Below are 22,078 nucleotides of genomic sequence, written 5' to 3'. Positions count from 1 at the left end.
GTAATTGAATTATTTCAATGTGTTTCCTTGTATTTATTACGTTTTGCAGGGGCTTCAGTTGTAAAAATCAAAGACCATTCGACGAATAAATCTTTAGTGTATATTAAGATGAGTGCTTGTAAATGAAAAAAGTGAAATTTGATTTTATTAAGTGATTGTGTTCAAGGCTGTATTTCAATTTGGTGCCGATTTTGTTATATTTGATAGAATATATCCATTATTAAAAATGAAAAAAGAACTTCTTTTAATCCTTTTTATTTTTCTTGCCGGAACCACCTTTTCTCAAAATTTTGAAGGTACCATAAAATGGGCAATGAAGATCGATCTTAAAAATGCTCAACATCAGGATGCTGGTAAGGGAAATGGTTCGGCTCCGCAAATGGATGCGGAAATAAAAAAGCTTGAAGCTCAGATGAATGAACCTGAATTTAAGAAGCAAATGGAAGCTAATCCTCAACTTAAATCTTTAATGGAAGAAAACTTAACCAGGCTTAGATCTATGCAGGCTGTTTCTGGTGGCACCGCTGGGAGTTTTATGCCTACTGGTGTTATGATCAAAATTAAAGACGGAAACAATCTTATTAAAATGGAAGGGGGAATGTCGGAAATGATGGGAGAAATCTTATATCTTAAAGATAAAGATCAAAGTTATTCAATAAGGAGAAAAAATAAAACCTATTCTGTTTTACCTAAGGCACCTGAATCAAAAGAGAAAGCGCCGGTAGTGAAAGTAACGAAAACCAGTGAAACTGCAAAAATTATCGGATACACTTGTACTAAATATATAATTCAGGTTACTGATCATGGAAAAACGATCAATCAGGCAGCCTGGACTACCAAAGAAATCAAAGATTTTGATCCAAATGCTTTATCGAAAATGAATTCATCCGGAAGTAAAGAAGCAAAGTTCTACCTGGATGGAGTTGAGGGGGTACCATTAAAAATTGAGAGCGATAACGCTGAAATGAAAATGGTTATGGAAGTTACCGAGTTAAAGAAAATACCACTTGATGGGGCTTTATTTATAATTCCTTCTGAGTACAAACTAGTTAAAGGGATGGGTTTTTAATACTATGATGATTAGGTTTAACTATTCATAGAATTGAGGAGCTATAAGCGATATTATTTAAACAGAAGAATTGAAATCTGGTATTTACTTCTGTAGATTGACGACAAAAGGTTAATTCTTTATTTAGAAAGTTGTTAAGTTTTGATAATTAGATTATTGTAATTTATTCTTTGATTATTTGTAAAAATAAAATGAGGATTTTGGCTTCTGGCACAGGAATTGTTGCTGTTAAATTGCAAATAATTTTCTTTTAGATTTAGATATTAAAAATCCTTTGATTAGATCAAAGGATTTTTTTATTTCAGGGCTGATGAAGAAATCAAGTATAACTAAGGCGATTAAGGATTTTGTAGAAACTGAGCAAAGTGGAGGGATTGTCCTCATATGCTGCGCTATAATTGCATTAATTTTTTCCAATACATCATTAAGTCATTCCTGGTTTAATTTCTGGGAATTTGAATTTGGATTTACCCAATTAGGCTTGTATAAAAGTCTGCTTCACTGGGTAAACGACGGATTAATGGCTATTTTTTTTCTCCTTGTAGGGCTGGAAATTAAAAGGGAAATCGTTGAAGGTGAATTGTCTTCCGTTAAAAAATCCATGCTGCCTATTTTTGCAGCTTGTGGTGGAATGATTGCGCCAGCTTTAATATACTCCCTTATTAATATGCATGCTGAGACCATCAAAGGATGGGCAATCCCTATGGCAACAGATATTGCTTTTGCTCTCGGAGTATTGAGTTTACTTGGCAATAGAATTCCCTTCTCTATCAAGATAATGCTGACAGCTCTCGCCATTGTGGATGACCTGGGCTCAATTGTGGTAATTGGTCTTTTTTATTCGGAAGATATATCTGCTACTTTTTTATTGATGGCGGCAGGAATTTTCGGAATACTTCTCTTAATGAATAAATTCGGAGTAAAGTCCGTTCTAATGTATTTAATTACAGGGCTTTTTTTGTGGTATTTCACTTTAAAATCGGGAATACATGCTTCCATATCAGGAGTATTGCTGGCGTTTTCAATTCCTCTTGGAAAAGGTGAAACAGATTCTGCAGCCGAAAAACTGATACATTTCATTCACAAGCCAGTTAGTTTCTTTATCATGCCGGTTTTTGCTCTTGCTAATACCGGATTTATAATTCATGCTAAATTAGAAGAAGTGGCAACTTCATTGGTCAGTCTTGGAGTACTGGCCGGACTTTATTTGGGAAAACCTCTTGGAATTTTTATTGCTTCATGGGTGGCTATAAAAATGAAATGGGCTGATCTTCCTGCAAATGCCGGATGGTATCATTTACTAGGTGCTGGTTTCCTCGGAGGAATAGGGTTTACAATGTCAATTTTTATTTCTCTTCTAGCATTCACTGATATTGATATTCAGGGATTTTCAAAGATTGCTATCCTCGTAGCTTCTCTTTTATCAGGTTTAACAGGGTTTTTAATATTGTCCCGGTCTTTCAAGAAAGCAGATTAGATTTTGGTAATAATGTTTTGATTTTAAGCCAGATGGTTTTAATCTTAAAGAAAATGTAAATTAACCGTGGCTTATGTCTATCTTTGAGGCCCTGATCTCCCTCAATACAAATGTCAGATATATCCTTGTCCATAGAAACATCCATTAAGAAATTAAATATAGAACTTAATGAAATGCAGTCCGCAGCAATCAAAGCGGGAAAAAATCATAATAATATTCTTTTGCTTTCTCCTACAGGCTCTGGTAAAACACTGGCTTTTTTATTACCTCTTTTAGATAATTTAAAGAATAATATTAAGGGGACACAAGCAATGATTATAGTACCGGCACGAGAACTGGCTTTGCAAATTGAGCAAGTCTTCAAGTCTCTGGGGTCGGGATTAAAAGTAGTTTGTTGTTATGGAGGGCATCCGATTAAAGTTGAAAGAAACAGTTTAATAGAATCACCATCTTTGATAATAGGGACTCCTGGAAGACTTGCAGATCATTTCAGAAGAAAAAGTATTTCAGCGGAAGTACTTACAACGCTCGTATTGGACGAGTTTGATAAATCTCTGGAGTTCGGATTTGAAGAAGATATGAAATTTATAGCTTCTGAAATTACCTCTTTGAAAAAGATCTGGCTTACCTCTGCCACAGAATCCAAGGATGATCTGAATATTTTTAGATATAAAGTGGATTTTCATAAAATTAATTTTTTAAGTAATAAAGTCTCCAGTAAACTACAATTAAAATACCTTCGGTCAGAAGGTACGGATAAGCTTCTTACATTATTTCAGTTGTTGTGTTCTATCGGAAATGAATCAACATTGATTTTCTGTAATCATAGAGATACTGTTGAGCGTATAGGCGATTTGCTGCATGAAGAAGGAATTGATCATTCTATCTTTCATGGTGGCTTAAAACAAGAGGAAAGAGAAAAAGCACTTGTAACACTACGAAATGGATCTTGTAAAATTCTACTAACCACCGATCTTGCATCAAGAGGGCTGGACATTCCGGAAATACGCAATGTAATACACTATCAGTTGGCAACTACTGAAGAGGTTTTTGTTCATAGAAATGGTCGTACAGCCCGGATGTTTGCGGATGGTAATGTTTTTTTATTGCTTTCTGAAACTGATTATTTTCCAGATTATCTCACTGAAGAACCAAGTCGTTATGAATTACCTTCTCAATTATCTCTGCCTGAAAAATCAGATTGGACAACACTGTATATCGGAGCTGGTAAAAAGGATAAGATCAGTAAAGGAGATATTGTAGGGCTATTAATTCAAAAAGGAGAACTTACCAAAACAGAAATAGGAATTATAGAAGTTTATGATTTTGCTTCCTTTGCAGCTGTTAAAAGAGACAAAGCAAAAACTACAGTAAAACTGCTGAGAAATGAAAAGCTCAAAAGGAAATCGGCAAAGATTGAGCTGAGTCGTTAAACTCACTTAATCTTTGCCATTAAATTTCCTTTTAATTATTATAATTACTCACTTAATTGTCACTTCAGATAAGTTAATACATAGATTTTTTTTAATGCTTAACCCCGATTAAATTTTGTGAGTGTCTATGGTAAATAGTTTACCCCAATCTTTCGAAGTAATCTTTGATGCTCCTTTTGCTTCCAACCTTTCCAATATTCTTTTTTTATACGCCCAACAGGTTTTTTGTCGTATTCCAAGTTGATTGCTTAATTCATGAGATGAAATATTTTTATTGGCAAGAATCAGATATATCAGGTAGAACGAACTTGTAACAGCCATTTTAGAATTATGAAAAATAGTAAAGGCAGTTGCAGACTCGTCATAGTTGCATTTTGAGCATCTTTTTGAATGAGGCGTTTTTCCTGTATACGAGCTGACTCCGTTACATTTTTTACAACAATAACCTTTTGACCATTTCAGGTCAGCCAGATATTTAAAGCAAGCTTCTTCATCCGGATATATTTTCTGAAATTCCTCAAGTGTTAAGTCCTTCAGTTGAAACCTTGCTTTATTTATTTCCTGGATATTATTACTTAAAGCTTTGTTATCGATCTCCAGGTGTTTATTGAAGTTTTCTATTTGAAGGTTTTTTTCTTTGAGCACTTGAAGAGTGTCAGATAATTCAATGTTTTTAAGCCTTAATTCTTCTGTCCTTTGTTCTATTTTAGCTTCAAGAGTTTTATTATAATCATTTTTTAGTCTGTCATTTTCCTGAAGTTGTTTGATATGCTCTTCTTGCAATCTTTCTTTTCTCTCCTGCTCAATGCGGAGTCTTTGAGCCATTCCGTATGAAAAAATTACTACTTCTACCAGAAACCCGAAATTAAGAGAATAAATAGTGAATATAGAAGTCGGGATCAGATGTTCTCCTCTTAATAAATAAATAGTATAGCAAAGTAAAAAGAAGTTTAATGCTATCAGGAAATATTTAGCTCCTGCATTTCCTTTTTTATATGCTAAAACTCCAGCGACATAAATAAGTGAAAACGGTACAAGGTAAAAATAGTCAAGTATGTGAGAATTGATTAATAAGTTGTTGATTGTAAACAACAATGTATATAATATCAGACTAATGATTAAATACCTATTTAGTTTTAGAGAAATCTGTTTTATGGATAGAAATTTATCTGAATAGAAATAAAAGCCTAGAATTAATAGTAGCCTGGAAGTTGAAACGATAAAAATGTTTATCTCAGGAAAATTCCCCCAAACATATTTAAAACCCATGCCGTCAATCCTATAGGAATTGATGCAGTAGGTTAAAACATATAACACATAGAAAATATAAATTGATTCTTTGGTTGAGAAATAAATAAAGAGATTATACAGACCCATAATCAAAAGTATGCCATAGAAAATGCCCAGAAAGTAGTATTCATTGGTGGCATATTCGAATAGGGTTTCGGCTTTTCTGATGGTAATTCTTAAGCCATTTTTAGTTGGTGTTTTGTAAGAAAAATATACAGTTGTGGATTCGTTTCTCTGCAAATTTATAGGAAATAAAAAGTTTTTATGGGCCAATGGCCTTGTGTCAAAGCGCTCAGCAGAACCTGTAGATTTATAGTTGAAAAGTGTATCCTTTTTCTCGCTAAAATTAATTCTTTCAATAAAAGGATCCAGGATTTCCAAATACCAAAGTGTGTGTCTGGAATTATTTGAAATTTTAAGCTTGAACCAATATGTTGCATCAGGTTCATAAGGAGTATTGAGATACTTTTGGAGAGATTCAAAATTTTTAAACTGAATTTCTTGAGCGGATAATTTATTAGTTTCGTCTTTGTAAAATTCTATATGATCTCTAATGGAAGGATCAAAAATAGTATTGGTTTTGTCCAATAATAGATAAGAGTTATCGGAAAATGCAGGAGAGGATATTAGGATTACAAAAAAAAGTAAATACCTCATGTTTAATACAAAAATAGTCTTTATAGCCTTTAAAATTACAAAAGTATTTTATGTAGGCATCCTTTTTATCCTCATTTTTTTACTTTTTTAAATCTGATGCAGGTTTATTTGTTTGATTTCCAGTTGACAATAGTTGGGATGTGTGATTTTGGTGTTGGTGGAGAAAATGGAACTATGGATATAAAAAGAAAAATGAAATTTTAGTGAAAAAAATATTAAGCAGATAAAGCTAGGAAAACTGGGAAAAAATCAATTTTTGTTGTAGCTTGAACCCAACATCTGAATTGAGTTTAGAATCCTATTTATCTTTTTTTAACAGAATGAATTCTTCTGCAAACGGCACTTTACAAGTTTTTAAAAATCTGGTTGGTACCAAGTATGAAATGTACAACAGCCTTTTCAGCTCTCTGCCTTTTCATAAGGTAGAAAAGACAGGAGTACTGTTGTCTCTTTTCCTGCTGCTATGCGAAGAGGGGTTTGCGAAAGGAAAAAGCCCTTCAACAATTATTGAATCTTTCCTGAAGCAATACACTTCATATCGGACTGAAGACGAACAAACGGATTTACTTTTCAGATTTGTACAGTATGCAGAGCGGCAGGTTGTACTATTTGACGCCCTTGAAGATGCAGCATTTCCTTGTGTACACGATATGAGCGGGCCCGGTACGTTAAAGAATTTACACGCTCAGGTTGTCCATACTCAAAGTCAAGCTGAATTAAAAGACAAACTGAAAGATTTTTCAGTACGTTTGGTACTCACTGCTCATCCTACCCAGTTCTATCCTAGTGAAGTACTTGGAATTATTCATGATCTTGCAAAGGCTCTTGTATCTGATGACACAGCTCTTGTAAATATGTATTTACAGCAGCTTGGTAAAACTTCATTCTTCAAAAAAGAAAAGCCAACCCCGTATGATGAAGCTGTAAACCTTATTTGGTTTTTGGAAAATGTATTTTACCATTCGGCAGGAAAAATCCTTTCATTTATAAAAGGAGAGTTCCCAACCTTAGTTGCGGAAGACAATTCTTTGATAAGAATGGGCTTCTGGCCAGGAGGTGATAGAGATGGAAATCCGTTTGTTAAATCGGAAACGTCTCTGAAAGTGGCAGAAACCCTGCGAGAAGGCATAATAAAATGTTATTATATGGATGTTCGTCGTCTTAAAAGAAGGCTTACATTCAAAGGTGTTGAAAATGTGCTGGCTGATCTTGAAAAAAAGCTTTATAACAATCTTTTTATACCAGGACATAAAGCAGACCTCAATAAAGAGGGAATACTGGAAGCGATGTACAAAATAAAAGATACGTTAGTCAAAGAACATAACGGTCTTTTTGTAAATCTGGTAGAGAACTTCCTGAGTAAAGTTCATGTATTTGGTATGTTCTTCGCTTCGCTTGATATTCGTCAGGATAGCTCTGTTCACGGACAGTTGCTTGATGCAATTGCAGAACAAACAGATCTTTTGCCTGAGGGGTATAAAAAAATGTCAGAAGATGACAAAATCAGTGCTCTGATGCAGGTTAAAGGTACTGTCGATTCATCAATTATCGATAATGACTTGTTGAGAGATACACTGGAAACAATGGCCTCAATCAAGACAATTCAGAAAATCAATGGTGAAGAAGGATGTCATAGATATATAATCAGCCATAGTACAAGTGCGCTCAATGTCATGGAGGTATATGCCCTACTGACACTTTCAGGGTGGAAGGCAAAGTCAATGACAATAGATATTGTTCCGTTGTTTGAAACAATTGAAGACCTCAGAAACGCTGCAGTTGTGATGAAGGATCTTTATGAAAATAAGACCTATCGTAAACATCTTGAGCAAAGAAATAAAATGCAAACCATCATGCTGGGCTTTTCCGATGGCACAAAAGACGGAGGTTATATGATGGCTAACTGGAGTATTTATAAAGCCAAAGAGGAGTTAACAATGATGGCTAAAGAATATGGTATCCAGGTTGCATTCTTTGACGGAAGGGGAGGACCTCCTGCAAGAGGTGGAGGGAAAACGCATCAGTTTTATGCCTCAATGGGGAAAAATATTGCAAATAAAGAAATACAGCTTACTGTTCAGGGACAAACAATCAGTTCAAATTTCGGAACTACAGATTCAGCTTTATTTAACATGGAGCAGTTATTGCATGCAGGAATCAGCAATGCATTATTTTCAACCATGGATCAAACATTTACTGAGCAAGAGGATGGGTTGATGCAGCTTTTGTCAGATGAGAGTTTTAAGGCATATAGTGCACTTAAAAATGACCCTAACTTCCTTGAATATTTGAATTTTGCAAGTCCACTACGTTATTATGCAGAAACGAATATCGGAAGCAGACCTTCAAAAAGAAAAGCAGGAAAATTAAATCTGAATGATCTAAGAGCTGTACCATATGTTGGAGCATGGAGCCAGTTGAAACAGAATTTACCAGGATATTATGGTGTGGGAACTGCTTTTGAAAAAATGGAAAAAGCAGGGAGATGGAAAGAAGTAAAAAATCTATACGATAATTCTCTATTCTTCAAAACGCTGTTAAATAATTGCGAAATGGCAATGAAAAAATGCTTTTTCCCTTTAACTGCATATCTTTCCAAGCATCCAAAATATGGCAGTCTCTGGAATATGATCCATGATGAGTTTGAGCGGACATCAAAATATCTATTGAAACTGTCTGGCACTAAAGAACTGATGGGGGATAAACCAATGGACTTATTGTCCATACAGATGAGACAGAGGATAGAATTACCATTGATCACTATTCAGCAACACGCTTTAACTAAGATTCGTGAAATGGAAGAGAAAGGTGTTGATGGGCCATTGAAAAAAACTTATGAAAATATGGTGATGCGTTGTTCTTTCGGAATTATTAACGCTGAAAGAAATTCGGCCTAATTTTATTGGTGAATATTGATTTTGTAATATTTTAAATTTTTGTGGAATGATCCTTAAATTACCTTGAGGATCATTTTTTTTATCATTGTTTTTTTCTTCACATTCTTTCATTTTCAGCTCCTAATGTTATATTTGTATGTTAAAGAACGCTTTTGATGATCATTTTTTATTTCCCAGTATATGTCAAGATTCTTAAGAAAAGTCCTCAGGGTTGAAGAAAGTGAAACTTCATCCCTTTTATGGATAATTAGTTTAGGTGTTTTCATAGGAATTGCGATTTCTCTATTTGACCTTGCTTCAGTATCTGTATTCCTGGAACATTTTAACAAAACTTATTTACCTGGAGCCATGATTTGTTCCGGACTCCTCACTGTGTTTATTTCAAATACTTTCATTAGTATTTATAACTGGATATCTTTTTCAAAAGTAAGTATTATATCTTCTCTGGTGTTATTGGTAATTCCATTTTCGATTTTACTAATATCCAACTATGCCCCAGGTCTTGCTATTACATATATTGCATTTGTACTTACAGGGCCTTTAACTGCTTTGGCTTTATTGTTATTCTGGGGATTGTTTGAAAGGTTGTTTGATCTTGCTCAGGGACGCCGGCTTTCAATGAGTGCAGAGAGTGGTATGGTAGTCGCTATGGTAAGTATTTTATCCGTAGTTGCATTATCTGAACATAGTTTTTTTAATAAAATTTCAAATCTCTATCTGATCTCTTGTATCAGTTTCGGAATAACCTTTTTTGTTTTTATTGCCATTTCAATCCGCAAAACTTTCCTGACGAAGATAGAAATAAACGTTCAATACATTAAAGCTTATAATAACTACAATAAATTAATAAAGCAGAATTACACTTTGTTATTGATATTATTTGCTTTGCTTTCCGGACTTACTTTTTATTTCACAGAATACTTTTATTTAGTTTTTGTAGAAGACCAATATGCTAGCGCTGGAAAAACGATTGATTTTCTTTCAGGCTTTTCTGCCGCTATTATTGGATTAGGTTTTCTTCTGCAACTCTTTGCGGCAAGATGGGTAAATGCTAAATATGGATATTTAACAAGTCTTTTAATTCTGCCAGGATTTTTAGCTTTGTTTACGACAATATTCCTGGTATTGGGTATTGTAGAAGGATTTGATCCAACTAAATCTGTATTCTTTTTTCTTTTCATGTTGGTTTGTATTTCAAAGCTGCTTTCTGTGAGCCTTTTCAAATCTCTTGAATTTTCTACTTTTAAATTTTTCTTTATGCCACTTGATCATTTGCTCAGGTCTGATGTTCAGTCAAAAATTGAAAGAGTGGTGAGAGAAGCAGGCAAGGCAGTTACTGGTTTATTATTAATTATTGCATTAAGATATATTAAGGTTGAATTTATACCGGTAATTATTCTTGTTCTATTAGGAGTATGGGCTTATGTAGCCATAAGAATGAATAATGCCTATAGGGAAAAGCTTGTGGTAAGCCTTGATATGCCTGAAGAAATTGAGAAAAAAGACAGAGCGGCATCTGGAATTATTGATGAACTTTCATTTACTATTTTAAATATTCCTGGCAAAAATCTCCAAACATATCTGAATCTATTGAAGATTTTAGACCCTCATGTTCATAAGGGTATTGTCCTTGAATTACTGAAAAATGAAGACGAAGAGATTTTGAAAATTGCATTAAATGAGGCCTCAGAATTATGTCTTTTACCAGCAATTCCAGTGCTGTCAGCTATTAAAAATTCCAGATTTTATCCCGTTCTCAGATGTAGAGACCTGCTTGATAAAGTATACACTCAATTGAACGCTGCCGAGTTTCGTCTTGAAAAGGTAAAATATATTGAGCAGTTAACGCTATCAAAATTAAGAAGAGAAAGGGTTTACGGAGCCCTTTTATCAGCCTATTCTGAAGATGCAATTAAGCCCAGACTTTTAAATAAATTGTTTAGGGATGTTGATGGAAAAGTGCGTTATAATGCCGTGGTATCATCAGCTAATTCAGCCAATTCCGATCTTCAGAAAAACCTCATTGAAAAGCTTTCAGAACCTTTTTACAGCAATGGTGCATTAGCAGCACTTGTAGCTACCGGAGAGAAAATTTTACCTGCTGCTGAAAATGCTTTTTACCTAACAGGCCAGGAAGAGAAAATTCAGTTAAGGATAGTTCAGGGTTATGGAAGAATGGGAACTGAAAATGCTGTTCAATTACTTTTGAAGAAACTTTCATACAGAAATCATAATGTGGCCAGAGCTGCTTTTGAAGCACTGAGTCAATCAGGTTATAATATTACAGGAGACAGGGTAATTCAATTCAAAGCAGAGCTAGAGGAATATACTAGTGTGTTAGTCTGGAACATGTCTGTTTATCTTGATCTTGTTAGTTTTAAAGCATCAGATGTTATAATACAGGCAATGCTCTCTGAAATTGAGAGTAATTATGATAGCATCTTTAAATTGCTCTCTCTTCTTTACGATCCTAAAACCATTGCCCTTATCAAGGAAAATATATTTTCAAAAGACGCAGAGAAAAGTGAGTATGCCTTTGGCTTGTTAGAAGTGACATTGGGAGAAGAAATGAAACCGTTCCTGCTGCCAATATTAAATACCGCTTCTTATGAAGATAAACTGGAGAGAATGCAGGAATACTTTCCATCTGAACCATTGGATATCTTAGAGATCCTATACGACCTGGTTCAGAGGGACTATAAATATGTAAATAGATGGACAAAAGCCTGTGCTCTCAAAGAGCTTGCTGAACAAAAGGAAGAAATCAATACAGATATATTCGTAGCCAATATCATCAATCCGGATCCTCTGCTTAAGGAGACAGCATCCGTAGCTCTTTACATTAAAGCCCCTCATTTGTTTCCTATTGCTTTCGAAAGGTTCAGAAGAGAATTAGGAGCGAATTTTAGCAAAGATGTGGTAAGTAAAATCCTTATTTCAAATGTTTCCGGAGATCATGAATATGTAATGCTTGAAGAAGGCAAGCTGGAAGTAAGTGAAAATAAAGAATTAATAAATCAGACAGATGCAAAGGAATATTTTTCTTCTCCTAATTTGAAATTTGAAATTATCAGATTTCTAAAGGGAGTTGATGATTTTAGATTTGTGCCCGGTATTATTTTGATGGAGGTTGCCAAAGTGACTTCATTCCATGAATTTAAACAAGGTGAAATTATAGCAACATTTGAAAGACCTGAAAATATAGATTACTATTTTATCCGTACAGGAAAAATAATGGTGAACAGCGCTGATGGAAATTCAGAAGTGGTTTCAGAGAATGGTTTTGTTAATAATTTTACATATTTAAGTTCCGCAGATTTTAAAGTTGATCTGCTCGCACATACAGACTGCTCTGTTTATAAAGTAAAGCAGGAAGAGTTTAACGAAGTAATGTCATTCTTTGAGGACATCCCAACATCAATCGTTAAAAATAAGAAAAATCCCAAGGTATAATAAGGTTTAAATTTTTAAAGGAAACTTTATGGAAGATTCGAATTTATATTTATTGCCTGACTGCCCGTCAATAAACACTGGTGAAAACCTTTGGATTGATTATCTTATAAAATACCTTTCATTTGGCCTTTCTCAAAAGGGATTTAATGTGAAGGTATTAAAGGATTTTAACGATCCATTTGAGGAAAATGGAACTGTTGTTTATCTTCCTGTATTTTCTTCATATGCTCTTTCTTCGAATGATTTTAAAGAACGTCTTGAAAAGATCATAGCTTCCCCATCTATTTTGAAATGCGGACTAGTGAAAGAAGAAAATGCATTAAATCCTGCTGCAAAATCATATCCGGATCTTAAATTGTCAAAGCTTTTTCTCCTTGATCCGGATACAGGAAATGAAGTTCAGGAAAAGGACATTTTTAAAAAAGAATTCTTAAATTTTTTCCTTTTTAAAATTTATGATTTATGTGCAGAACTGGAGCGTGAATGTAACAGCAGAATTGTTGATACTGTAACTCATGACAAGTCAAAGTCATTATATTTAGCTGAAGTGACCAGAGATTTAATACCTATAAGAGAAGAAATAAGACGGGAGCTTCTGCAACTAGGATACAGGGTTTATCCCAATACTCCGATTTTGGGATCAGGTAAGGATAAGGAAAAGATCATTAATGAACAGATCAAGAACTGTGCTTTATCGGTTCATCTTTTTGGGAAAATATTTGAGGAAACTTCAGGAGGTAACATTCCTAATTATAGCTTGGAAAATCAGGTTGCCGCTCAATATTATATTGAGAAGGTTGAAGGCAAATCTCAGGATTTTAAACGAATTATATGGATTCCAGATAACCTTGTTATTCAAAATGAGAATCAGAAAAAATTTATCAGCCAGGTTCATAAAGAGAAAAGACATTATGCAGGAGCTGATATAATAAAAAGTACAGTTGAAGAACTCAAGGACATTATTATTGAGAAACTGACCTCTAATGATAGTGTTTCCTCATCAGGCAATGCAAGTAGTTCCGGAGGCGGACAAAAGGCTGTTTATATTGTAAACAGTGAGAAGAATAAAGAAGGGGCAGAGTCGGTAAAGTTCATGCTTGAAGAGTTTGGATATGAAGTTTTTTTAAATAAGATAACGATAGATAAAGATAAAGTTGAACGAAGTGGTTCTATACTGTTTTATTATCACAATGAAAAGTCAAGTTGGTTGAGGAGCAAAATGTGTGAGCTTTATAAACTTAAGTCCTGGGAATATACCAGTACTTCATTCAGACGGGGTGTAATTAATTTTGAAAATGAAGAATTGCCTGGCGATGAAATTTTCAAAAATGTATATCATGTAAAGGCTGATGGCCAAATTGATAAAGAAGTTTTAATTTCATTTTTTAATACAGCTTTTTAAATAAAAAGGATGCTTTCAACAAAAACATCAGGAAAAGTAAAACCGGGAAAAAAGGTTTCTCAGGTGAGAAATCTCCAGGAAGAAAAACCTAATCCGTTTCCCGGTCTCAGACCCTTTAGGTATGAGGAAAGTCATTTGTTTTTTGGAAGAGAGGGACAAATAGACGAAGTGCTTAAAAAACTTGTAGACCATAGGTTTGTGGGAGTTATAGGTACTTCTGGTATTGGAAAGTCTTCTTTTATGTATTGCGGTCTGCTACCGGTAATTTATGGAGATTATAAAACAGGAGATTCATCACAATGGGAGGTATCTATCTGCAGACCCGGAATTGCACCTATCAAAAATCTTTCTGATGCACTTATAGATAGTGAAATTAAAAACGAAGCGGATCCTGAGAAAAGGGAGATCATGTCAAACATGAATTTCTTAACTCTCAAAGGCAGTTCGTATGGTTTGGTTGAACTTGTAAAATCCAAAATAAGAAAAGAAAAAAAGAACCATCTTATTTTTATTGACCAGTTTGAAGAACTATTTAGATTTAAAAGTACCGATGATCATGCAGTAGATGAGGCATCGGCATTTATAAAGATTATTACAGAAGCTGTCAGTCAGCGTGAAATTCCAATCTATGTTGTAATTACAATGAGATCGGATTTTGTGGGTGACTGTTCTCAGTTTCCCAAATTGACAAGGTTGATCAATGACAGCCAGTTTTTGATCCCTCAAATGACGAGAGAAGAAAAGAAGCAGGCTATTTTAGGACCTGTTTCTGTAATGGGAGGCAAGATAGATGATCGTCTCGTTCAACAACTATTAAATGATGTTGGCGACAATGCAGATGCTCTACCAATTATGCAGCACGCATTGATGAGAACTTGGGATTATTGGCAAAGAAATGGAGATTCGGATTTCATGGAGATAGCCCATTATGAAGCTGTTGGAGGTATGCAAAAAGCTCTTTCAGTTCATGCTAATGAGGCTTTCAATGAACTCAATGAAAATCAGAAAAAGATATGTGAAAAGATTTTCAAGTCTATAACTGAAAAAGGGGATGAAGGCAGGGGAGTGCGAAGACCTGCTAAACTTTCTGATATTGCAGTGATAGCAAATGCTCCTGTTGTAGAAGTTGTAGAGGTTGTAGACCATTTTAGGAAAACAGGAAATACATTGTTGATGCCTCCGTCAAATGTAAAGTTGGAGGAAAATAGTGTTATTGATATTTCTCATGAAAGTTTGATGAGAATATGGGTAATGCTTACGAAGTGGGTTGAGGAGGAAGCTGAGTCAGTAAAAATGTACCTGAGATTAGCTGAAGCAGCTGAGATGCATCAGCAAGGAAAGTCAGGTCTATGGAGACCACCAGATCTGCAAATAGCGCTTAACTGGCAAGCAGAACAAAATCCGTCTAAGATTTGGGGACTTCGTTACCACAAGGCTTATGAAAGAACTATGCTTTTTCTTGATTTCAGTAAAAAAGAATTCGAGAGAGAGCAGATTATGAAAGAGAAAATGCAGCGAAGAAGGTTGATCGCTGCAAGAATAACTGCGCTTATACTTGGTTTAGGTGCTATCGTAGCCTTTTTATTCTTCATATATGGAGAGCAGCAAAGAAGAGAAGCTGAAAAGCAGAAAGCTGAAGCTAGAAGACAATCTAAAGTAGCAGAAGAACAGGCCAAAATTGCACAAAAAGAAAGTGAAAAGGCCAGGGCAAGTGAAAGAGAAGCTTTAGAGCAGAAGAAAATAGCTTTAAATGAAACGGAAAAGGCTTTGAAGAATGCACAGTTAGCTAAAGAACAGAAACTATTGGCAGAACTTGCGACTAAAAATGCACTTATCGAAAAGGCAAAGGCTGAGAAAGCACATCAGATAGCTTTAACAGAAGAAAGAAAAGCGTTTAACCTTAGAATGCTTTCTATTGCAAAATCAATGGCAATAAAGTCTGTAAGTCTTGTGGATAAAGAGCAAAAGGGGATTGTAGCGCAACAAGCGTTTTTGTTTAATAAAGAACATGGAGGAAAAGATAACGATCCGGATATCTTTGATGCAATGTACAATGCTATAAAATCTCTTGGCGATTCTACTTTCAAACCTTTAAAAGGGCACACTCAGAATGTCCGTGCGCTATCAACAACCATTACCGGAAAGATGATTTATTCTGCAGGAAGTGATGGTAAAATCAATCGTTGGGATCCTAAAAAAGAAGATGGTTCCAGGCAGTTAATCAGTGAATCACCAACTCATATCCATAAATCGATTGCATTGAGTCCGGATAATAAATTTCTGGTTGCTGGCGGTGATTATGGCTATTTGCAGTTGTTTGACTTATCTCAGATTGGTGCTAAACCTAAAATTTTTAAGTCAAAAACAACCGAAACTTGGTTCCTTGGATTTACTAAAGATTCTAAAAGTATTATTTCCGCAGGTAATGATAAAAGGATTTACCAATGGAATGTTGAATCTGCTACTTCTCAGGAAGTCATCATCAGTGATTCTAAAATCAATGCTATTGCCACAAATCCAACATCAAATATTGTTGCAGCAGCTAAAGGAAATGGTGATATTATTTTAATCGATCTGGATAGGAAAAATCAGGAATCAGTACTGTTTCATGATAATGTACCAGTTGTGTCGATAGTATTCAGTAAAAATGGTCTATTGCTTGCTGCCGGAGATGAAAAAGGAATTGTAAGGATTTGGAATATGCAAACCAAAACGATTCTTGCAACACTTTCAGGACACACAGCGAGGATCAATAATATCAGATTTAGCAACGATGGAGAGAAGCTTGCAACAGGTAGTTTTGACAAAACTGTTCGAATCTGGAATATGCTGAATATTTATGATGCTCCTATTGTCCTTAAAGATCATGATGACTGGGTTTGGTCAATCGAATTTAGTCCTGATGGCAATAAACTACTTGCCGGTTGTAAGGATAATAAAATAAAAGTTTGGCCTACAAAAATAGAATTGATGAAAGACATTGTTTGTGACAAAGTAAGCAGGAACATGAATAACAAAGAATGGGAACAATTTGTCGGAGATGATATCGAATATGAAAAAACTTGTTTAGATAAACCGAAAGGAAACGGAAAATGAATTCATTAGCATCCAGATTTTTATTAACTACTTTTTTAAATTTCATATTAGCAATGATGTGTCAGGTTTCTGCCCAAACCAGTGATTGTGGGCAGGTGCTTTCAAAAGCTCAGGATTTATATAAAGAAGGTAGAATTTCTGAAATAGCCGAGATACTTGAACCATGCTTAAATGAAGGTTTTACAAAACAGGAAAAAGTAGAAGCATATAGACTTTTAACATTGTCAAACCTTTATTTTAATGAGAGAGAAAAAGCAGAGAAATCAATGACACTCTTATTAAAAAGCGGACCTGAGTATAAATTGAGGCCAACAGATCCAAATGAGTTTGTCCAGCTTTATAATAGCTTCAGAACTACTCCGTATTTATTAATCGGAGGAAAGTTTGGAGTAAATGTTTCCGATATTGATATCAAAAAGAATTTTAGTTATGAAAATTCTCAAGTAAACATCGGGGATTACAACTCTAAAGCAGGAATTCAAGGAGGAGTTTTTGTACAAATTCCTATATACAAAAGGTTTTCATTGTTAACAGAGATATTGTACAGCCAAAAGAGGTTTGTTTTTAAAGAAAAGCTTTTTAATTATTCAACAATTGAACTTCCCGAAACTCAAACTTATTTTGAACTTCCAGTGCTAGTTAATTTTAACTTTGGAAGAGAAAAATGGGTACCTTATGTTAATGCGGGTGTTTCCATTTCTTACCTGGCAAAATCAAGGATGTCTCCATTAAGGAAAGATTCTTTATATGTAGGAGGAGGTCGTGAAGTTAAAGAAGGAGAAATTGATGTTACAGATTTAAGACAGAGATTAAATTATAATCTTATTTTAGGAGCTGGTATTAAAGTTAAGAATATTATCGGTAGAGGTTATATATTTCTGGATGTGAGATATTGCCATGGGTTGAATAAGCTCAACGATCCTGATAAAAGATACTCAAACGATGATCTTATGTACAAATACTTTTATACCGACAGTGATTTTAAAGTAAATTCTTTTCAGTATTCATTAGGTTATTCTTATCCATTGTATAAACCGAAGTTGAAAAGAAAGACTAAAGAAAAATATGAATGAGTTTTTGGGATAAATAAGGCATTAAAATAAAAGAGGAGGAATAGTTAATTCCTCCTCTTTTATTTTAATGCCTTATCCAGAATTTTTACCCTTCCCGCTTTTCCTCCTTTTGCATTTTTTAGGTAGAATTTCGCATCTTTAGAAATCTTGTTGTAGTTTCTATACATTTTTTTCGCATTAGGCTTAAATTTATAATAACATGCGAAAGTTAGTCCGTCAACATTCCTGGGTTTTTTCTTTTGTCTTATTAACTTGCTTTCTACCATAAGACAAATCATATCCGTATAGGACTGATCTTTTTCTTCCATTTCATCCTTACCTTTAATCTTTCTTATAGAGTAGAAGTCTGTACTATCAAGAATCAGAAATGTCCATTCTTTTCCTTTCTTAATGCCGAATAGGTCATATTTATTGCCTCGCGGTGTTTTCCCAGTCATACTAGGCGATAATGTTTTTAGGGCATTAATATGTTCCTCACGTAATAAACGTGCTGAATCCAGTGGGTTTTCCTGCTTCTGATAGACCTCATTTTTATTACCTCCAGCCATAGCATAAGAGAATAAAGGAAGGGAAAATAAACAAGTCAAAAAGTATTTTTTCATAGAAGATTCTAAAGTTACAATATTAAAAAAAAAAAATTTTCTTTCTAAGTAAGTTTCATGAGAAAAAGCTCGCTTTTTTTAGAAAAAAAAATATCTTTGTATCTGCTTACAAGAAGTGTTTAAACTTTGTTTAATGGCCAGCAATCTCCATTTTTAAGAATGCATAAAGTAAGTTTTAATTTTAGAATCATAGTTTTATAAGCAATTATGCTCAATAAAAGTTTAATTTTTTGGTTTGTTTGTTCAGTCCTTTTATTACAGCAGTTAGATTCATTTGGTCAGAATGTTTTGAGAGATCTTATAGATAACACTGTTGACAAAAAGCAAGGTGAAGTAGCTGAAGAAAAAAAGAAAGAAGAAACAGTTAAGATTCTCAAAGATTCTTTACAAAAACTTATTGCCAAAAGAGACTCTCTCAAACAGGACGATCCGAAGATCCTTGATGTGGCTGTACAATTTGATACCACCGAATTTAAGAAGCGAAACTTCTCTGTTAAATCAAGAAAGCCCAATTTTAATTTGACAAGTGAAGAAGGCTGGCAGAAAGAATTTTTGATTACAAATAACAAAGTATATAAGAAAAACCATACATTAGACTCAACCAAGCATGTATTTGGATGGCATCCTTATTGGATGGGGAATGCATACAAGAGTTATAATTTTTCTTTATTATCAGTTATAGCCTATTTTAGCTATGAACTGGATCCAAATACAGGATCTTATTTTAATATTCATGAGTGGAAGACTACATCTCTAATAGACTCTGCCCATGCCCATGGTTGTAAGGTTGTATTAAGTGTAACGAACTTTGGAACTGGAAATAACGGTAAGTTTTTATCTAATATAAGTGCACAGAAAACATTTATTAATACACTTATTACCTTATTAAGAGAGAAGAATGCAGATGGTGTCAATATAGACTTTGAAGCGATTTCTTCATCTAATAGGGCAGATCTGACTAACTTTATCATAGATTTATCCTCAAGTTTAAGAGCTTCCAAAAAGGATTATCTTATAACAATTGCTTTACCAGCGGTTGACTTTGATAATGTTTATGAAATGCAACAGCTGTCAAAATATGTTGATTTATTTGTAATCATGGGTTATGAATTTTATGGAGCTAATAGCAAAGTGGCAGGTCCTGTAGCGCCTATTCAAAGTGGTAATGTTTGGTGGCCTTATAACCTAGAAAGAGCAGTAGATGAATATTTGGTTGCAGGAGTTCCACCTGGTAAATTGCTTCTGGGTTTACCATATTATGGGGCAGAATGGCAAACTAAAGATCTCAAGTTCCCTAGTAAAGTAGAGGCTTTTGTTGGATACTCAATGTACAGAAGTATCAAAAATACACATGGTGAACTTTTATGTTGCGACGATGAGGTCAGTGGCAGTAAATTTCATGTTTACAGAGATGATCAGAATCGGTACAGACAAATCTGGTTCGAGGATAAAGTCTCTTTAGGTAAAAAGTATGATTGGATAAAAGAGAAAAAAATTGGAGGTATAGGTATTTGGGCTCTTGGTTATGATAATGGTCATACAGAATTATGGGAGTTGCTTGCAGATAAATTTTCAATAAAAGAAGATTCTGTTGTTAAACCCAAAGTATTGAAAGCCTCTGTAAAGAAACCATCATTCTCATGGCAGATGATGTTATCTTATGCTATGAGAATACTTCAGAATCCAAGAGTACTGGTAACGAACCCAAGACCGTTATTTATCGTATTCGGTTCCTTAATGGGAATCAGTATAGCCGGATTTCTAGTACTATTCAGATACGGATATCGTTTCAAACGATATTGGAAAATTATTTTACAAGGAGGGATTTCATTAGTATTACTTATACTTCTTGGTCTTATATTCTTTACATTAAGATATGCAGGTTTACGTGAGGTTGCATTTTTATTAGGCGGATTTATAATTGCAGGAATTTTATTTCTTATTTTTAGCAGACAGTTTTTGGTTGAAAGAGATTTGCCTTAAAACTATTATTATTTTTATAAATGATATATTCAGTACTAAATATAATTGGAGAAAGACTCAATTTTTACCTAAAGAACAGATTTGCTTTAGGTGAGGATAAAGTCATCTTATCTAATATAGTAAATCAGGACGGCAGTCTTGCTATAACTGAATCAGATAAAGTGGTAATCACTTTAGTCAATATTCAGGAAGAAACAGTATCCAGCAGATTAAATTCTAGTGTTAACATGGCCCGGCCAATTAACCTGAATATTTATGTCATGTGTTCTGCCTACTTTACAGATAAAAACTATCCGGAAGCTTTAAAATTTTTATCAGCTACTTTAAGTTTTTTTCAATCCAATTGCGTATTCACCCATAGCAATACACCTGATTTAAATAGGAATATTGAAAAGCTGACTTTTGAAATAGTGAATCAGGATTTGCAAAATCAAAGTCATTTATGGGGAACATTGGGCGGAAAATATCTACCTTCTATTCTATATAAAGTCCGCATGGTGACTATTCAGGAAGGCAATTTTGAAGATGATTATACAAGGGTTTCAGGTTTTAGCAGTATAGTATAAAAAAATAAAAGGCTGAACAATGCTCGATATAAGTTTTAATTATAAAACACTTTTTAAATTAGCAGTTGGGCATAATTTTTATGCTGATAAGCCAGGTGAAGATCTGAAGATTGTTTTAGCATCTGAAAGTACTGGGCTGCTTCGTAAGCTTGATCTCATTACAAAAGAAGATGCAGGTGAATGTTTTTTTCTTTATCCTCCTGAAAAGGTAGAAGGTCTGTTAAATCTGATTGAGAGAAAAGAATTAAAATTAACCTACTTATTATATACTAAGAATCAATATTTTTCTAACTTTACTGATGTTTCATTAGAAAATAATTTGAAAATTTTTTATTTTTCCAACAATCGGGTAACCAAAGATAATGAAACCCTTTTATTGCATCAGGGACAATATGCAGGAGACAAAGAAAGATATACTTTAAAAAAGGAAATTGTACTGCTGGCTGGAGATAAAGGAAGTAAATTTGAATTTAAAAATGATTTTAATCAGGTTGTCTTAGTTAAAGAAGTCGCTCCAGGTGGGAGTATATCTATTAGTAATGCGCAATTGCCATTAGGTCTATATTTCCTTTATGAAAATGGAGCTTTAAAAGATTCATTTGTCTTGTATACAAATGCTCCAATTGTAAAACCTGTTGGAATTATTGATATTTCTTTAAGTGGAATAATTAAAGAAGAACTTATAAGTGGGATAAAGAGTTTTGATATTCCATTTTATAGTTATAAAGTAGTATTTAACTCCAGGTCGACCTATTGGAAATATTTACTGATAAGTAAGTACAATACTGGATTAAAGAATACAATTATCGATAGCGGTTCTGGTGATTTAAAATTTTCAGGTCCTCAAGAGATAAAGTTGAATAACGGAGCTGAAGCGATAATGTTTGTCTCCGATCAACCTTTGCCATTGAAGCAAATGTATGATTACAGGTTTCAATTGAAGAACGTGAAGAGTGGAAGTGCAGGAGGGAAGGTAATAATGGATAAATTACCGTTTGCTTCATTTGAAATTGTTAAACCTGAGTCACGGGATGAAAAATCCAAAATTTTTTCGGAAATAATTATTCACATATAATTTTT

13 protein-coding genes are annotated in these 22,078 nt (G+C 34.1%); 11 read left to right on the top strand and 2 right to left on the bottom strand.

Annotated elements, in window-relative coordinates:
• Positions 1-226: 226 nt before the first annotated feature.
• From K350_RS0101675 to K350_RS0101665, 3 genes are all read left to right on the top strand, one after another.
• Positions 227-1,069, top strand: a complete 843-nt coding sequence (locus K350_RS0101675) for a DUF4412 domain-containing protein (RefSeq protein WP_156026821.1) — start codon at positions 227-229, stop codon at positions 1,067-1,069.
• Between the two features lie 310 nt (positions 1,070-1,379).
• Complete coding sequence (nhaA, locus tag K350_RS0101670) at positions 1,380-2,546, top strand: Na+/H+ antiporter NhaA (RefSeq protein ID WP_037573550.1); 1,167 nt, start codon at positions 1,380-1,382, stop codon at positions 2,544-2,546.
• Between the two features lie 110 nt (positions 2,547-2,656).
• On the top strand, positions 2,657-3,979 hold the full coding sequence (locus K350_RS0101665; protein ID WP_028978433.1) for a DEAD/DEAH box helicase: 1,323 nt from the start codon (positions 2,657-2,659) through the stop codon (positions 3,977-3,979).
• A gap of 108 nt (positions 3,980-4,087) precedes the next feature.
• Here the strand turns inward: K350_RS0101665 and K350_RS0101660 are convergent, their stop codons facing one another.
• Complete coding sequence (locus K350_RS0101660; RefSeq protein ID WP_028978432.1) at positions 4,088-5,926, bottom strand: 7TM diverse intracellular signaling domain-containing protein; 1,839 nt, start codon at positions 5,924-5,926, stop codon at positions 4,088-4,090.
• 320 nt (positions 5,927-6,246) lie between these two features.
• Between K350_RS0101660 and K350_RS0101650 the strand changes: the two genes are divergently transcribed.
• From K350_RS0101650 to K350_RS0101630, 5 genes are all read left to right on the top strand, one after another.
• The gene (locus K350_RS0101650; protein ID WP_028978431.1) at positions 6,247-8,823 is read left to right on the top strand and encodes a phosphoenolpyruvate carboxylase; all 2,577 of its coding nucleotides are present in this window, start codon (positions 6,247-6,249) and stop codon (positions 8,821-8,823) included.
• A 180-nt stretch (positions 8,824-9,003) separates the two neighbouring features.
• Positions 9,004-12,276, top strand: coding sequence for a hypothetical protein (locus tag K350_RS0101645; RefSeq protein ID WP_028978430.1), 3,273 nt, complete (start codon positions 9,004-9,006; stop codon positions 12,274-12,276).
• Between the two features lie 28 nt (positions 12,277-12,304).
• Positions 12,305-13,678, top strand: a complete 1,374-nt coding sequence (locus tag K350_RS0101640; RefSeq protein WP_028978429.1) for a hypothetical protein — start codon at positions 12,305-12,307, stop codon at positions 13,676-13,678.
• Between the two features lie 9 nt (positions 13,679-13,687).
• A complete protein-coding gene (locus tag K350_RS0101635; RefSeq protein WP_081670847.1) occupies positions 13,688-16,774 on the top strand; it encodes an nSTAND1 domain-containing NTPase in 3,087 nt (1,028 codons plus the stop codon).
• Positions 16,771-17,847 (top strand): porin family protein, encoded by a 1,077-nt coding sequence (locus K350_RS0101630; RefSeq protein WP_028978427.1) that lies wholly within the window; start codon positions 16,771-16,773, stop codon positions 17,845-17,847. The genes K350_RS0101635 and K350_RS0101630 overlap by 4 nt, the downstream gene beginning before the upstream one ends.
• Before the next feature lie 59 nt (positions 17,848-17,906).
• On the opposite strand, the gene K350_RS0101625 is transcribed toward K350_RS0101630, so the two are convergent.
• Complete coding sequence (locus K350_RS0101625; protein ID WP_028978426.1) at positions 17,907-18,449, bottom strand: hypothetical protein; 543 nt, start codon at positions 18,447-18,449, stop codon at positions 17,907-17,909.
• A 207-nt stretch (positions 18,450-18,656) separates the two neighbouring features.
• On the opposite strand from K350_RS0101625, the gene K350_RS0101620 reads away from it, so the two are divergent.
• From K350_RS0101620 to K350_RS0101610, 3 genes are read left to right on the top strand one after another with little or no spacing between them, the layout of a single operon-like run.
• Positions 18,657-20,432 (top strand): glycosyl hydrolase family 18 protein, encoded by a 1,776-nt coding sequence (locus K350_RS0101620; protein WP_028978425.1) that lies wholly within the window; start codon positions 18,657-18,659, stop codon positions 20,430-20,432.
• Positions 20,433-20,452: 20 nt separating this feature from the next.
• The gene (locus K350_RS0101615; RefSeq protein WP_028978424.1) at positions 20,453-20,998 is read left to right on the top strand and encodes a Pvc16 family protein; all 546 of its coding nucleotides are present in this window, start codon (positions 20,453-20,455) and stop codon (positions 20,996-20,998) included.
• A gap of 19 nt (positions 20,999-21,017) precedes the next feature.
• The gene (locus tag K350_RS0101610) at positions 21,018-22,073 is read left to right on the top strand and encodes a hypothetical protein (RefSeq protein ID WP_028978423.1); all 1,056 of its coding nucleotides are present in this window, start codon (positions 21,018-21,020) and stop codon (positions 22,071-22,073) included.
• Positions 22,074-22,078 lie beyond the last annotated feature (5 nt).

Origin of the sequence: Sporocytophaga myxococcoides DSM 11118, assembly GCF_000426725.1 — a bacterium.
In the GTDB taxonomy this organism is placed as follows: Bacteria; Bacteroidota; Bacteroidia; order Cytophagales; family Cytophagaceae; genus Sporocytophaga; species Sporocytophaga myxococcoides.
Note: the sequence above shows the minus strand (reverse complement) of the source record. Positions and strands in the feature narration are given on the sequence as shown.